Genomic DNA, 14,379 nt, shown 5'->3' on the forward strand with positions numbered 1-14,379 from the left:
CAGACGCGGCGTGACGTCGGTCATGACGCGCCTGCTGACCGGCTTGCTGCGCGGCTATCAGCTGGTGCTCAGCCCGCTGCTGGGGCCGCGCTGTCGCTTCTATCCTTCCTGCTCCAGTTACGGACTGGAGGCCATCAAGGTGCATGGGCCCCTCAAGGGGTGCTGGCTCACGGCCAGGCGTCTGTCGCGCTGCCATCCGCTGGGCGGGCCGGGTGGCGTGGACCCCGTGCCACCGCGCAAGGGTCACGCCTCATCTGCCAGCTGCTGCGATGAGCATGATCAGGACGACGCGCCCAGGCCTTGAGGGCATACGCCTTGTGAGTGACTGGGTCGAGTGCCCTGCGAGCGGTGGAGTCTTGCGGCTGGCTGTACGCATGTGAAGTGTTTATGTGCTATCATTCACATGTGTATGGCGTCAGCTGTGATGCCATCGTCAGTCAGCAGGAGAATGTCATGTCCACCGCAGCCGCCCTCGATCGTGTGTCCCCGACCAGCCCCAGTGCGGGCCGCGTTGCCCTCAAGTCCTTCTTCAACATCATGGAGAAGTGGCAGTGCAGTGCGGCGGATCAGCGCGTGCTGTTGGGGGGCATCGGTACCACCACCTATCACAAGTATCGCAAGCTGCCGGAAGTGCGCCTGCCCAACGACACCCTGGAGCGTATCTCCTACGTGATGGGGATTCACAAGGCCCTGCGCATCCTGTTCAGCAATACGCCCGAGATGGCCCATGAATGGGTACGTCGTCCCAATCGTGCGGCGCCCTTCAATGGCCAGAGTGCGCTGGACTACATGCTGGCCGGTCAGGTGGTCTCGCTGGCCGACACCCGCCGTTATCTCGACGGAGTGCGTGGATGAGCGAATGGACGAGCGAAGGCAAGCATGTCGATGACTCCGCCCTTCCCGCGCTGACGCTGCCGGACTGGCAGAACGCCTGGCGCGTGATCTCCAGCGCCTTCCCGCCCATTTCGGTATTCGAGGGTATTCTCGAGCCTGATGAGCTGGAGATGGCGTTTGCCATCGAGGCGCTGACCAATGACCGCCTGCGCGAAGAAGCCGGCGAGCTGAGTCGCGTCGCACCGCAAGACCGTATCAGCGGGCCGGGTTCCACGCCGGTGATGGCGGCCTTCACGCACATCGGGCGTGCCTCGCGCTTCACCGATGGCAGTTTCGGGGTCTATTACTGCGCCAGTACGCTGGACACCGCGATCAGCGAGACCCGCTTCCACATGGCGCGCTTTCTGGCCGATACCGCGCAGCCCAGTCAGGAAATGACCATGCGCAGTTACGTCAATCGCGTGACGCAGCCACTGCATGACATTCGCGAGGGTCATGACGCCCTCTGTCAGCCAGACATGGCCAGCTACCCAGCCGGCCAGGCCTTTGCCGCCAAGTTGCGAGAGGCTGGCAGCTTCGGCCTGCTCTACCCCAGCGTGCGCCACGCTCAGGTGGATGCAAGCGCCGAGTGCGCGGCCATCCTGCGTCCGCCGGCGGTTAGCATCCCCATTCAGGGACCGCACCTGCGCTATGTCTGGGATGGTCAGCATCAGGCCATGACCCATGTGCTGGAAGTGCGCGAGCATCGCTGAGGGTGTGAAGGCGCCCTGCTGAACGACCTGAGAAAGCCCTGAGAAATTCTTGAGAAAAGCCCAAAAAAGACGCCCGCCATTCCGCTCGAAATCTCGAGACTGGAATGGCGGGCGTCTTGCGTTACTCGTGTCGGCCCAGACCTGAAGCACAAGACCTGAAGCATCAGCCCCCAGACGAAAGGCCTCAGGCGTTGGCGTGCAGCTCGGCCACGCCGTAGATACGCTTGAGCATCGCATGCAGACCATTGGAGCGCGTCGGCGACAGGTGCTTGTCGAGGCCGAGCTCGTTGAGGAAGGTCGGCTGGGTGGCGACGATTTCCTGCGGCGTCCGGTCGTTGTAGATGCGCAGTACCACGGCGATCAGGCCTGCCACGATGGCGGCGTCCGATGTCGCCTGGAAATGCAGGCGCTGCTCGCTGCCTTCGCCACGCACTTCGGGGTGAATCCAGACGTTGGACTGGCAGCCGTCGATCTTGGTCTCAGGGCCTTTCAGTGCTTCCGGGTATTCCGGCAGCGCCTTGCCCATGTCGATGATGTACTGATAGCGGTCCATCCAGTTGTCGAAGAAGCTGAATTCCTCGACCAGTTCCGCCTGCGCTTGTTGCGCGTCGCTCATGCTGACTCCCGATGATGTCACTGCAAAGTGTCTGAAGATACGCTGTCGCCATGATAACGCCTGACCTCGCCGGACGCACGGCGCCTTCGGGCCTGAGCGCTTGTGGCAGCGATCATGAGTCGTGTTCTGGCGCCTCAGGCGGATGGCCTGGCGTCGCCAGCGAATGTCTGGCCATCTGCTGCTGCCATTCGCTGTCCTCGGCGTGCAGGTAGCGCGATGTCGTATCCAGTCGCGAGTGTCTGGCGGAGCGCGACAGAAAGCGCAGCTCTACCCCAGCCTGTGCCTGATGGGTGATCGCGGTGTGGCGCAGCCAGTGAGGGCTTGCCTGATCGAGGGTGCGTGCCATCAGCTCACTGGCGTCGCCGGGGCTCTGGATTCGCTGGCGCATGTCAGCGGCAGCCTGTGTGAATGTTTGCTTGATCAGGCGGTAGAGCTGGTTGTCGCCGAGCGCTGTCGTGCCATCCAGGCGCGCCAGCAGCGGCAGCGACTCGTCGGCGGGCAGTGCCTGCGGCAGATCACTGAGTCCGAGCAGGCGACGCCAGCGAACCAGCGCCTCGAGCATCGGCGGCGGCAATGGAATCTCGGCGAGCTTGGCGCCCTTGCCTATCACCCGCCACCACCACTGGCCTTCCCGCTTGACGATATCGCCCATCCTCGCGGCGGCCATCTCCGCGATGCGGGGCGCCATCAGATAGGCGAACGCGAACAGAAAGCGCTGGCGCTCGGCCACGAAGCGCTTGCGGGACACACCGTCCTCAGGTGAAGCACCGAGCGGTGTCAGCTCCTCGCAATGCGCTTCGATACGCCCCCACAGCCAGTCCCATAGCGGGCGCTCGAGATAGCGTTCGATGCGCAGCGTGCGGTTGTCCATGCGGCGCTTGTCGCGCATCAGGCGGAACGGATTGCGTGACAGGTAGCCGGCCTCGATCAGCCAGGCATACATGCCCTGCAGGATCACCAGGCTCTGACGGCGGCTGGCGGGAGCCAGCGGGCCGCGAAAGGGTCGCCACTGAGAATGCTTGCGGGCACGTACGCTGCCGATCCAGACCTCTGCAGGCTGAGGGTCGGCCAGAAACGCCTCGAAGTGCTCGAGGCGTGCGCGGTCCAGACTGGCCAGGGCAGATTCTCTGCCCTGCTCTCCCTCGGCCTTGAGCCATAGCAGCAGGCGCTCTGCCTCCTTGCGATAGGCGCGCAGCGTCTGAGCGCTGTGGCGATATTCGTTGAGCCAGGCGGCCACGGCTTCAACATCCGTGCGGGCGCGAATCAGTGAGCGATCATCAGCGGCCATCAGTTGGGCATGCTGCTGCGCTCTGGATAGCTCGCCCTCCAGATGCCCGACCAGCGCCGTGATGCCGTCATGCGTGCTTTCTTCCACCGATCAACTCCCGTTGAAAAATCTTGGCTGTATATGGCCCGTCTGGCGCGACATTTCAGGCTTGCGCCGCTCTGTGGCGCCCCTGTCCTTCTCTTGTCTGCCCTTTCCTGCTCTGCCCTTTACTGTTCTGACCGGCTTGCCCTGTCCTCGGGGCTGATTGTGACGTTACGGCCATGATAATTCAAGATAAGGCGCGTAATCATGAATTTATCAGCCCTCCTGTATCGTAAATTACGTATTACGTAATATGTAATTATCTTTATCTTGTCAAAAAACATCGCTAAGATGGGCACCAGGCTGGGAGTGGACTGATGGCAGAAGAAGGCGAGCGGCATCCAAGGTATTGCTCTCGTCAGATGGCGTGGTCCATCCGCTGCCTTTACGTGTACGAGAGCGCGTGCTGGAGAGTGGTAGTTGGCCGCGCTTCGTGGCGTAATGGCGGTCAAGCAGCAACGACTAACGACGTATCAATGACGGACTACGGACGGAGATTCCCATGGCGCGCACTGGCGTCCAGTACGAGGATGTACAACGAGCCATCGAGTCACTGATGGCACGGGGCGAGGCCCCGAGCGTGCAGAAGATTCGTGAAGCGCTGGGGACCGGCAGCTTCACCACCATCAGCGATCACCTGCGTGACTGGCGCCAGCGGCGCGCCGAGAAGCGTGATGAGCCGCTGAGCCAGGCCATGCCTGACAGTCTCACCGAGACCCTGGCCACGGTCTGGAAGGAGGCGCAGTCACTGGCCAATGAAAGCCTGGTGCACTATCGCCAGGAAGCGGACAAGCAGACCGTCGAGGCGCGTGAAGCCGAAGCGCAGGCACAGCGCCGCGCGGAAGATGCCGAACAGCGCCTCAGTGCCCTGTCCGAGCAATTGGCCCAGGTGCAGGCGCGCCTTGAAGAGCGTGTGCAGGCCCTGGCGACGTTGACCAATGAGCAGGAACATTGGCAGCAGCTGCAGGACAAGCTCGAAAAGCGCCTGACCCTGGCCCAGGAAGACATCGCGGCCATGGAGCGCACGCGCGAAGTGGACCACGAGCGCCATCAGCAGACGATCCAGGCGCAGGAAAGCGAGTGGAAGGAGCGCCTCGCACAGGAAGAGGCGCGCCATGAAGCCAGTGAAACGCGCCTGATGAAGATGCTGGATGATGCGCGCCTCGAGAAGAGCGAGCTCGACAAGCAGCATCGACGTCGTCAGGAGCAGCTCGAGAAGCGCGTCGAGCGTCTCGATGCCCAGGCAGCCGAGCAACGCAAGCAGCTGCAGGAAGAAGAGCGTCGCCGCTTTGAGGAGACCTCGGCTCGCCAGCAGCGCGAGACGGAGCTCAAGGACATGCGCGCACAGCTGGAGCACTCCTCGGCGGAATACTCACGCCTGGAGGCCCAGCTGGGGCAGCTGACGCATGAGAACAAGCTGCTCAAGGAACGCCTGGCCTTTGCGCCCTTGCCGCCCTTCGTATGCTGAAAGCCTTGCCGAGTGATCGCCACGCACTTGCGGCGTGATGATCTCCATGACTGACGTGATGCAATGCACACGAAAACGCCGCCCTGATGGGCGGCGTTTTTTGTCAGTGCTGTTGAGATATCAAAACCGTCAGTGTCGTGATGGCGACGCCATCGGGTGAATCAGGTTGTCAAAAGTGTGGCGAACATCTCACAGCAGCTCTTCCGCGACCAGCGCCAGACGTGAGCGCTCGACGCACTTGAGTGTCACGTGACTGGCATGCGGCCACGAGCTGAAGCGCTGCACTGCCACCGCCAGGCCGCAGGTGTTGGCGGTCAGATAGGGAGTGTCTATCTGGCCCACATTGCCCAGCAGTACCACCTTGGTGTTGGCGCCCGCCCGTGTCAGCAGGCCCTTGAGCTGCTTGGGCGTCAGGTTCTGGGCTTCATCGATGATCAGGAAGGTATCGCTCAGCGTGCGGCCACGCATGAAGGATGGTGAACGAATCTGGACACGATTGCCGATCCAGGCGCGCGTGGCCTCCTCGTTCCAGGCGCTGGTGCCTTCTCCCTCCTTGCGCAGCAGGTTGTCCATGTTGTCATGGAAGGCTCCCATCCACGGCGACATCTTCTCTTCTTCGGTGCCGGGCAGAAAGCCGATCTCTTCGCCCATAGCGATCGGCGCGCGGGTGAATATGATGCGCTCGAAACGCTTCTTCTCCAGTGTCTGCTCGAACGCGGCAGCCAGCGTCATGTAAGTCTTGCCGGTGCCTGCACTGCCCGCGATCGACACCATGTCGACGCTGTCGTCCATCAGCAGGTTGAGGGCGAAGTTCTGGCGACTGTCATGGGCATTCACCCCCCAGGCGCTGCGCTCGTTGCGATAGTTCTGCAGCACTTCCAGGCGTGCATAGTCGTGCTCCAGCTCGCGTACGATGGCCTCGAAGCTGGCGCCATCATCCCCATCACAATCCGCGATCAGCATGCCCGGGTACCAGTCCTTGGGCATCTGGCCTGACAGCTCATAGAAGGTGCGATGGTGCTCGCGCGTGACGGTGACATCGACCTGCATGTCGTCCCAGACGCCCTGGCCGTCGTGGCCGGCCTCATGAAAGAGCTTGACGCCCTCGATCATGGCGTCGCTGTCGGTGAAGGCGCGATCCGTTAGATAGTCTTCCACCGCCATGCCCAGGGCGGCGGCCTTGATGCGTAGGTTGATGTCCTTGGTCACCAGGATGACCGAGGCGTCCTGACAGCGTGCAGACAGGCTGCGAGTCTCGGCGAGAATACGATTGTCGGCGCAGGCGTCGCTCTGATCGACATGGCCGGAGAGGAAGTGAAGGTTGCCCGTGCCATTCATGGAAGGCGGGAGCGGAATTCCACGCAGGATTTCCTGAGGTGTGACATCCGCGGTGAGATCGGACAGCGTGCGGCTGATCTGGCGGGCGGTATGGGCAATCTCCTTGTTGCCATTCTTGTGCTTGTCCAGCTCCTCCAGCACCGTCATCGGGATGACGACATCATGCTCGTCAAACTGGAACAGGGCTGAGGGGTCGTGAATCAGCACGTTGGTATCGAGGACGTACAGACGACGGGACTGCTTCTCGACTCTTACCATTGGCGACATGCCTTCCGTTGGAGTGTGCCCCTTGAAGCTAGCATGATGAATATGTCGATCGTGTTGCAAAAACGCGTTCATATTTCACGCTAGCCTTGCAGACAGGTCACGCAGGGCAGGCGCATACTGTTGCTCCCTCATGAAATGCCCTCTTGCCTGGTGCCTGACAGCATCATGCTGAGCAGCGCCAACCTGTAGCAGAGAGAGCCAGCCGCGCCGCACGCAAAGTCAGCGCCTCAGGTATAAGACAGCGCCGCAGGCATGAAAAAGCCGCCCACCGAGCATCTCGGGGGCGGCTTTTGTTTATCCCCTCACGGCATCCGCCGTGAGGGTTGGCGCTGAAACGCTATCTTGTCGAGCGGATAGCGCTGCGGCGTCAGGCAACAGCGGGTTGCTGACGACGTCGACGTACCTGCAGGAAGCCGATCAGCCACAGCAATGCCAGTGCCGGCAGCATGGCGATTTCCTTCGGCGGACGCTCAGCCGTCTGCTGGATGCCATCGATGGTGTAGTCGAAATCGATGCCGGCCTGCTGTGCCACGCTGCCGTACTCGATCATGCTGACCAGTACCTGCTCGTCGCTGATATCCAGCGTCAGGCCGACATCGGTCAGACGGGCTTCGCCACTCTCGGCGTCAGAGACCGGCAGCAACACGGTCTTGGAGACCTCGTCGCCGTCCAGATTGATGCCCGAGACGTGAATCGGCAGCTTGCTGTCCACCGGCGCTTCGGCGATCAGCGTCTCGATCTGCTGCGGCGCGGCCATGGTGGTCGGCGGATAGATCATGTCCCACCAGTAGCCCGGACGGAACAACGTGAAGGTGATCAGCAGCAGACCGATGGTCTCATACCAGCGCGTACGCGTCAGCCAGTAGCCTTGCGTCGCCGCCGCGAAGACCAGCATCGCCGCGACGGCCGAGGCCACCGTGATCGCCAGATGCCAGTAGCTGTCGATGTTCATCAGCAACAGGTTGGTATTGAAGATGAACATGAACGGCAGGATCGCGGTGCGGATATCGTAGGTGAAGCCCTGGATACCGGTCTTGATCGGGTCTGCCTTGGCGATCGCGGCCGCCGCGAAGGCGGCTAGCCCCACCGGTGGCGTGTCATCGGCCAATATCCCGAAGTAGAACACGAACAGGTGCACGGCGATAAGCGGCACGATCAGGCCGTTTTCCGCGCCCAGATTGACGATGACCGGTGCCATCAGCGTCGAGACGACGATGTAGTTGGCGGTCGTCGGCAGGCCCATGCCCAGAATCAGGCTGATAACGGCGGTGAAGAGCAGGATCAGCATCAGGTTGCCGGCCGAGATGAACTCAACGAAGGCGGTCATCTTCAGACCCAGCCCGGTCAGGGTCACGGTACCCACGACGATACCTGCCGCCGCGGTCGCCACACCGATGCCGATCATGTTCTTGGCGCCGATCACCAGGCCATGGAAGAGGTCTTCGCCACCGCGTTGTGCGGCGCCGCCGACATTGCCTTCCTTGCGGAAGATGGCCACCAGCGGACGCTGGGTCACGGTGATGAAGATCATGAACAGCACGGCCCAGAAGGCCGACAGTCCCGGTGACATGCGTTCGACGGTCAGGCACCACACCAACACCACGACCGGCAGCAGGAAGTAGAGGCCGACCTTGACGGTTGGGCCGACCGGCGGCAGTTCATCGATGTCGCCATCGCCAAGTTCCGGGAAGCGTGCCGAATAGGCGATCAGTGCCACATAGGAGGCCAGCAGCAGTGGCAGCACGATCCAGACTGCGCCATCCCCCGCCAGGGTCTTGATCCAGCCGATGCCGTAGTAGACGACCAGCGTGAGTATCCCCATGCCGATGAAGACGGTCAGGAAGGTCAGCAAGGTCGCGATCATGCTGGTCTTCTGGGTGCGCTTGAGACCTTCCATGCCGGCCTTGCACGCTTCCAGGTGCACGATGTAGATCAGGGCGATGTAGGAGATCAATGCCGGCAGCAAGGCATGCTTGATGACGTCAAGGTAAGGAATACCGACGTATTCGACCATCAGGAAGGCCGCGGCGCCCATGATTGGCGGCGTCAGCTGGCCATTGGTGGACGCAGCCACTTCCACGGCGCCCGCCTTGGTGGCCGGGAAGCCGACCTTTTTCATCAGCGGGATGGTGAAGGTACCGGTGGTGACGACGTTGGCGATGGAGGAGCCGGAGATGATACCGGACAGGCCAGAGGCGACGACGGCGGCCTTGGCCGGTCCGCCCCGCATGTGGCCGAGCATGGAGAAGGCCATGCGGATGAAGTAGTTGCCGGCGCCAGCACGTTCCAGCAAGGCACCGAATAGCACGAACAGGAACACGAAGTCGGTGGAAACGCCGAGCGCGACCCCGAACACCCCTTCCGTGGTCAGCCACTGGTGGCCGAGCAGCTTGTTGAGGCTGGCCCCGGCATGCGCGATGACATCGGGCATGTAGGCGCCGAACAGGCTGTAGAGAAGAAAGACGCTGGCGACGACCGCAAGGGGCGGCCCGAGTGCGCGCCGTGTGGCTTCCAGCAGCAGGACCAGGCCGATTCCCGAGAACACCAGGTCCACGGTGGTATAGGCGCCAGCGCGACGTGCCAGTTCATCACTGAAGATCAGCACATAGGCGACACCCGCCACGGCGAAGATCGCCAGGGCCCAGTCATAGAGGGGAATGCGATTGGCGGGAGCCCCCTTGTAGGCCGGGTACGCCACGAAGGCCAGCGAGATGGCAAAACAGAGATGCACGGCGCGCGCGGTGTCGGAATTTAGCAGCGACAACGGCGAGGCGTGGTAAAGCTGGAACAACGACCATGCCAGTGGAATCAGCCACATGAAGTGGCGGCCCACGAAGCCTACGGGATGACGGCCGCCGGTTTCCGACTCCAGCATCTCGAGGACTTCAGCATCATGATGCGTCTCGGCGTCTGGCGCCTGAGACGTTGCTGCAGTTTGGGTTTTGGTCATTTTTTGTGATCCGGTACGCGAGTCAGGCGATGGCTGACAGGTCACCTTCTTGCTCGACCAGAAGGTCCTGCTCAACCACATGCTTATCAAGCTGGTTACGTCTTCAGTATGTCCGGCCTGACAGATGTTTCCATTGATTCACCCGATCAGGGCGTAAATTTCCTGAACGATGTCCTGAACGGGTAGTGAGCTAGGCTCGTGACGAGCGTGAGGCCTTGTATGGTCACGCTTGTCCATGCTGCGGCTGCCGTCACGTCACTTGCCACTCGCAGGCAAGTCCTGGTTGCGCGCTGACGGCGGGTATCTCTGCTGCGCTTTCCCTGCTCGGCCTTTTTCTGGTTGGCCTTTTCCTGCACGACCTAAGTGGCCGCCCGGGAATGCAGACTTTCCACAAGCACGGAGACCGCAACGAGTGCGGTCTCCGGGAATTCCCTGTGCTCCCTGTGCTCGGATCCCTGAGCGCAGGGTGAGCGTTCATGCATGGCGCCTCGCAGGCGAGGCGCGCAGGGCATATCACTCGCTCAGCAGGCCAGCTTCCTTGTAGTACTGCTTGGCACCATCGTGCAGCGGCGCCGTCAGGGAAGCATTGACCATCTCTTCCTTCTTCAGGACCTGGAACGCCGGGTGCAGGCGCTGGAACTGATCGAAGTTGTCGAACACGGCCTTGACCACTTCGTAGGCGACGCGGTCTTCGACTTCGGCACTGGAGACGATGGTTGCGCGGACACCGAAGGTGGTCACGTCGTCATCGTTGCCGCGGTACATGCCACCCGGGATGGTCGCGACGGAGAAGTAAGGCTTCTCTTCGACCAGCTTGGTGACGGCGTCGCCGGTGACATTGACGATGTTGGCGTCACAGGTGGTGGTCGCTTCCTTGATGGAACCGGACGGGTGACCCACGACGTAGACGTAACCGTCGATCTTGTTGTCACACAGTGCGGAAGACATCTCGGAGGCCTTGAGCTCGGAGGCCACGGAATACACGCTGGTGTCCTTGTCCTGCGAGGACAGCAGAGTGTCGATGGTCGAGCGCTGACCGGAACCCGGGTTGCCGATGTTCATGCGCTTGCCTTCCAGCTGGTCGAACTCGGTCACGCCGCTGTCCTTGCGAGCGACGACGGTGAACGGTTCCGGGTGCAGGGAGAACAGTGAACGCAGGTCCTTGTTCGGGCCGAAGTCTTCGAAATCGCCCTTGCCTTCATAGGCATTGTAATGCGCGTCAGACTGGGCAACGCCCATGTCCAGCTCGCCGGTACGGATGCTGTTCAGGTTGTAGCCCGAACCGCCCGTGGACTCGACGCTGCAGCGAATGCCGTGTTCGGCCTTGCCACGGTTGACCAAGCGGCAGATTGCACCACCAGCCGGATAGTAAACGCCTGTTACACCGCCGGTGCCGATGGTTACGAAGGTCTGCTCGGCGGCGCTGGCGCCTCCGGAGACCCCCATCAGGCCAAGACCTGCGGTCGCGACCGCCGCTGTCAGCGACTTCTTGATCATGGTCATGTTGAAACTCCCTTTGCTGGCTTGTTATTGGTCTTGCCGTCGTGCACCTCGATACCGGCCAGGCCCTTGCTTGTAACGCGTGTAAAACAGGCCGATTTTCAGGCATATCCACTGCCACATGGCTGATATTTCAGTAATTTGAGGTGCATAACGCTGCACTGAGCCTAGCATAGCTGAAGTGCGCGAGTACCAGCTTGTCATGCTTTATGCTACGAAAGGTGTAGGTGTTGGCAGTGAACTGCGCAGACAACGACTTGTCCCCCGCCACACGAGGATTGCCACTTCCTCATTGCGTGCAACTTTCAGCGCGGAATCAGGTGGTCGCTGCTGCTGACTGTGTAACCTGCACCGTTACTCAGTAACCATGACTCCCCTTTCGCAGTTGATTTTCCCCAGGGAGCACGCAGAAGACGCATGCAAAAACGCCCCACGGCAAGGCCGTGGGGCGTTCTGTTTTCGACGTTCTGTTTCGACGTTCAGCCTTTCCGAAGCTCAGTCATTTCGACGAGCCGTCTATGCGACTGGCTTGTCAGGTGCGCGTGACACTGCGCATGGTGACGAACTCTTCCGCTGCCGTCGGGTGAATGCCCACGGTCAGGTCGAAGTCGGCCTTGGTCAGGCCGGCACGCACGGCGATGCCGATGCCCTGCATGATCTCACCGGCTTCATCACCGACCATGTGCACGCCGACGACCTTGTCGCTGGCGTCATCGACGATCAGCTTCATCAGGCTGCGCTCATCGCTGCCGGACAGGGTGTGCTTGAGCGGACGGAAGTCAGCGGTGTAGACGCGGATGCTGTCGAACTTCTCGCGCGCCGCTTCCTCGCTGAGGCCGACGGTACCGATGTTCGGATGACAGAATACCGCTGTCGCGATGCTGTCGTAGTCCAGGCCACCCACGACGCCGTCGCCGAAGTGCGCACGTACCAGGTGCATGGCTTCTTCAAGCGCCACCGGCGTCAGTTCCGGACCGCCGATGATGTCGCCCAGCGCGAGGATGGACGGGGTGGTGGTCTCGAAGCGCTCGTTGACGCGTACGGTGCCATCGACATTCAGCGCCACATCGACATTCTCCAGCCCCAGGCCTTCGATGTTCGGCTTGCGACCGGTGGCGGCGAGGATGCAATCCACTTCCAGCACCTGGCCATCGCTCAGACGCACGCTGTAGACGTCGCCCTGCTTGTCGATGGACTCGACCGTGGTGTTGAAGTGCAGGTTGACGCCCTTCTTGGCCATCTCGTCACGCGTGAACTCGCGCACTTCGTTGTCGAAGCCGCGCAGGAACAGGTCGCCGCGATAGCTCAGGTGCGTCTCGGCACCCAGACCATTGAAGATGCTGGCGAACTCGACGGCGATATAGCCGCCACCGATGACGAAGAAGCGCTTCGGGAAGCTTTCCAGATCGAAGATGCGGTTGGAATCCAGCGCATGTTCACGACCCGGGAAGTCCGGCAGGAACGGCCAGCCACCGGTGGCGACCAGAATCTTGGCTGCGGTGTGACGCTCGCCATTGACGACGACGGTGTTGGCATCGGCGATGCTGGCACGGCCTTCGATCAGCGTGGCACCGGAATTGTTGAGCAGATTGCGATAGATGCCGTTCAGACGAGAGATCTCGGCGGTCTTGCGATCGCGCAGGGTCGCCCAGTCAAAGCGCGGGGCGTCGCCCAGATCCCAACCGAAGCCGGCGCTGTCCTTGAAGGAGTCATGATAGTGGGCAGCGTAGGAGTAGAGCTTCTTGGGCACGCAACCGACATTGACACAGGTACCGCCGAGGTAGCGGTCTTCTGCCACGGCAACGCGGGCGCCGGTCGCGGCGGCGGTCCGGGCAGCGCGAACGCCGCCGGAGCCGGCACCAATGACGAACAGGTCGAAGTCAAACTGGCCTGTCGCAGGCTGATGGGTCTGATCGGTCACGGGAATCTCCTTGATGAATTGGCCACATGGTATCAGGACTCGCGCGGCCTCGGGAGTCCCGTGTCGCTGGGCACGGTTACCCGCGTATCGGCCTTCAGGTTGACCCTGTGGCCTCTGACACGGTAAATATGTCCAACAAGCATGTTAGACAAAAGTTACAACGTGCTGGCACAGGGGCTTGCACCGTCATTGGCGAAGCGCTCCGCGGGCGGGTAACATTGTTGCTCGTAACCTTAGCCCCCTGAGGTCTTGCCTGACGCTGCCGTGAATGCCTGCCTCATGGGTCTGAGCCAAGAGGCTCTGCGCCCGAGAGGCACCACGGCCAACGCCCCTGTGCGACAACCGTCCCCTGCCCCCGTCATTTGAAAAGTGGTCTCCCTGCCATGAGCAATATCGAAAAGCTGCTTGAGCAAAACAAGGTCTGGGCTGAATCCATGACCGAGCGCGACCCTGAGTTCTTCAAGCGCCTCTCGGACCAGCAGAATCCTGACTTTCTGTGGATCGGCTGCTCGGATTCCCGCGTACCGGCCAACCAGATCATCGACCTGCCGCCCGGCGAAGTCTTCGTGCATCGTAATGTCGCCAACCTGATCCACTACAACGACATGAACGCGCTGTCGGTGATCCAGTACGCCGTCGATGTCCTGAAGGTCGAACACATCATGATCGTCGGCCATTACGGTTGTGGTGGCGTACGTGCCTCGATCACCGGCGGTGACAATGGCATGGTCGACTACTGGCTGCACACCCTGCGTGAGCTCTACAACCTGCACTATGACGAGCTCAAGGACCTGCCACTGGATGAGCAGGTCAATCGCATGTGCGAACTCAATGTCCGCTCTCAGGTGCAGAACCTGGCCAGAACCAAGATCCTGCAGCGTGCCTGGGAGCGCGGTCAGAAGTTGGAAGTGCACGGCTGGGTCTACGGCCTGTCCGATGGTCGAGTGAACAACCTCGATTGCACCATCAGCAACCTGTCACAGGTGCCGCAGCTGTATCGAGTGGACCGCATCGAGCCTTTGCCGCAGCAGGACTGATCAGGCCGACCTGATCCAGCTGCCGGTGCTGCTGGATGCCGGTAGCAACATCAGTGCCCTCCAACGCGCCTCCCACTCGGGAGGCGCGTCGCGTTTCAGGCCTCCCTCTTATCAAGACCGATCCTCCAGCGCCTTTCTCCCTCTGTCAGTGCTTTCCAGCGTCGACTGCCTTGGCATCTATTGAATGGAATCAGGCCTGGCAGTCACCTGCGCCGAGAAGTCTTTCACGTGTTTTCAGCGAAGCGTTCGGGAATTTTACAGCGCAGTATCGACCCTGCAGGCCCTCGTGGAGGGCCTCTGAGGCGCAACTTTGGTCGCAGAACGCCA

Annotated in this window: 11 protein-coding genes; 5 read left to right on the forward strand and 6 right to left on the reverse strand. The window is 61.4% G+C overall.

Annotation, left to right across the window (positions count from 1 at the left end; all coding sequences use genetic code 11):
• Window positions 1-22 precede the first annotated feature (22 nt).
• The 3 genes from yidD (at window position 23) to IZU87_RS04195 (ending at window position 1,586) form a co-directional block, all read left to right on the forward strand.
• Window positions 23-304, forward strand: coding sequence for a membrane protein insertion efficiency factor YidD (gene yidD, locus IZU87_RS04185; protein ID WP_213113775.1), 282 nt, complete (start codon window positions 23-25; stop codon window positions 302-304).
• Window positions 305-453: 149 nt separating this feature from the next.
• Window positions 454-855, forward strand: a complete 402-nt coding sequence (locus tag IZU87_RS04190) for an MbcA/ParS/Xre antitoxin family protein (protein ID WP_052384668.1) — start codon at window positions 454-456, stop codon at window positions 853-855.
• Complete coding sequence (locus IZU87_RS04195) at window positions 852-1,586, forward strand: RES family NAD+ phosphorylase (RefSeq protein WP_213113776.1); 735 nt, start codon at window positions 852-854, stop codon at window positions 1,584-1,586. The genes IZU87_RS04190 and IZU87_RS04195 overlap by 4 nt, the downstream gene beginning before the upstream one ends.
• A gap of 184 nt (window positions 1,587-1,770) precedes the next feature.
• Here the strand turns inward: IZU87_RS04195 and IZU87_RS04200 are convergent, their stop codons facing one another.
• Both IZU87_RS04200 and IZU87_RS04205 read right to left on the reverse strand, forming a co-directional pair.
• Window positions 1,771-2,202, reverse strand: a complete 432-nt coding sequence (locus tag IZU87_RS04200) for a SufE family protein (protein WP_054556665.1) — start codon at window positions 2,200-2,202, stop codon at window positions 1,771-1,773.
• A gap of 112 nt (window positions 2,203-2,314) precedes the next feature.
• The gene (locus tag IZU87_RS04205; RefSeq protein WP_349305159.1) at window positions 2,315-3,577 is read right to left on the reverse strand and encodes a tyrosine-type recombinase/integrase; all 1,263 of its coding nucleotides are present in this window, start codon (window positions 3,575-3,577) and stop codon (window positions 2,315-2,317) included.
• A gap of 496 nt (window positions 3,578-4,073) precedes the next feature.
• Between IZU87_RS04205 and IZU87_RS04210 the strand changes: the two genes are divergently transcribed.
• Window positions 4,074-5,039 (forward strand): DNA-binding protein, encoded by a 966-nt coding sequence (locus IZU87_RS04210; RefSeq protein WP_213113777.1) that lies wholly within the window; start codon window positions 4,074-4,076, stop codon window positions 5,037-5,039.
• Window positions 5,040-5,228: 189 nt separating this feature from the next.
• Here the strand turns inward: IZU87_RS04210 and IZU87_RS04215 are convergent, their stop codons facing one another.
• The 4 genes from IZU87_RS04215 to gorA form a co-directional block, all read right to left on the reverse strand.
• A complete protein-coding gene (locus IZU87_RS04215) occupies window positions 5,229-6,635 on the reverse strand; it encodes a PhoH family protein (RefSeq protein WP_213113778.1) in 1,407 nt (468 codons plus the stop codon).
• Window positions 6,636-7,011: 376 nt separating this feature from the next.
• On the reverse strand, window positions 7,012-9,594 hold the full coding sequence (locus IZU87_RS04220) for a TRAP transporter permease (RefSeq protein ID WP_213113779.1): 2,583 nt from the start codon (window positions 9,592-9,594) through the stop codon (window positions 7,012-7,014).
• A gap of 513 nt (window positions 9,595-10,107) precedes the next feature.
• Window positions 10,108-11,091, reverse strand: a complete 984-nt coding sequence (locus IZU87_RS04225) for a TAXI family TRAP transporter solute-binding subunit (RefSeq protein ID WP_213113847.1) — start codon at window positions 11,089-11,091, stop codon at window positions 10,108-10,110.
• Window positions 11,092-11,626: 535 nt separating this feature from the next.
• Window positions 11,627-13,015, reverse strand: coding sequence for a glutathione-disulfide reductase (gene gorA, locus IZU87_RS04230; protein ID WP_043334248.1), 1,389 nt, complete (start codon window positions 13,013-13,015; stop codon window positions 11,627-11,629).
• Window positions 13,016-13,398: 383 nt separating this feature from the next.
• Here gorA and can point away from each other — a divergent pair, with 383 nt between their 5' ends.
• Window positions 13,399-14,052, forward strand: a complete 654-nt coding sequence (gene can, locus IZU87_RS04235) for a carbonate dehydratase (protein WP_131432044.1) — start codon at window positions 13,399-13,401, stop codon at window positions 14,050-14,052.
• The last annotated feature ends 327 nt before the right edge of the window (window positions 14,053-14,379 follow it).

It is taken from the genome of Cobetia sp. MC34 (assembly GCF_018340035.1).
GTDB lineage: Bacteria > Pseudomonadota > Gammaproteobacteria > Pseudomonadales > Halomonadaceae > Cobetia > Cobetia amphilecti.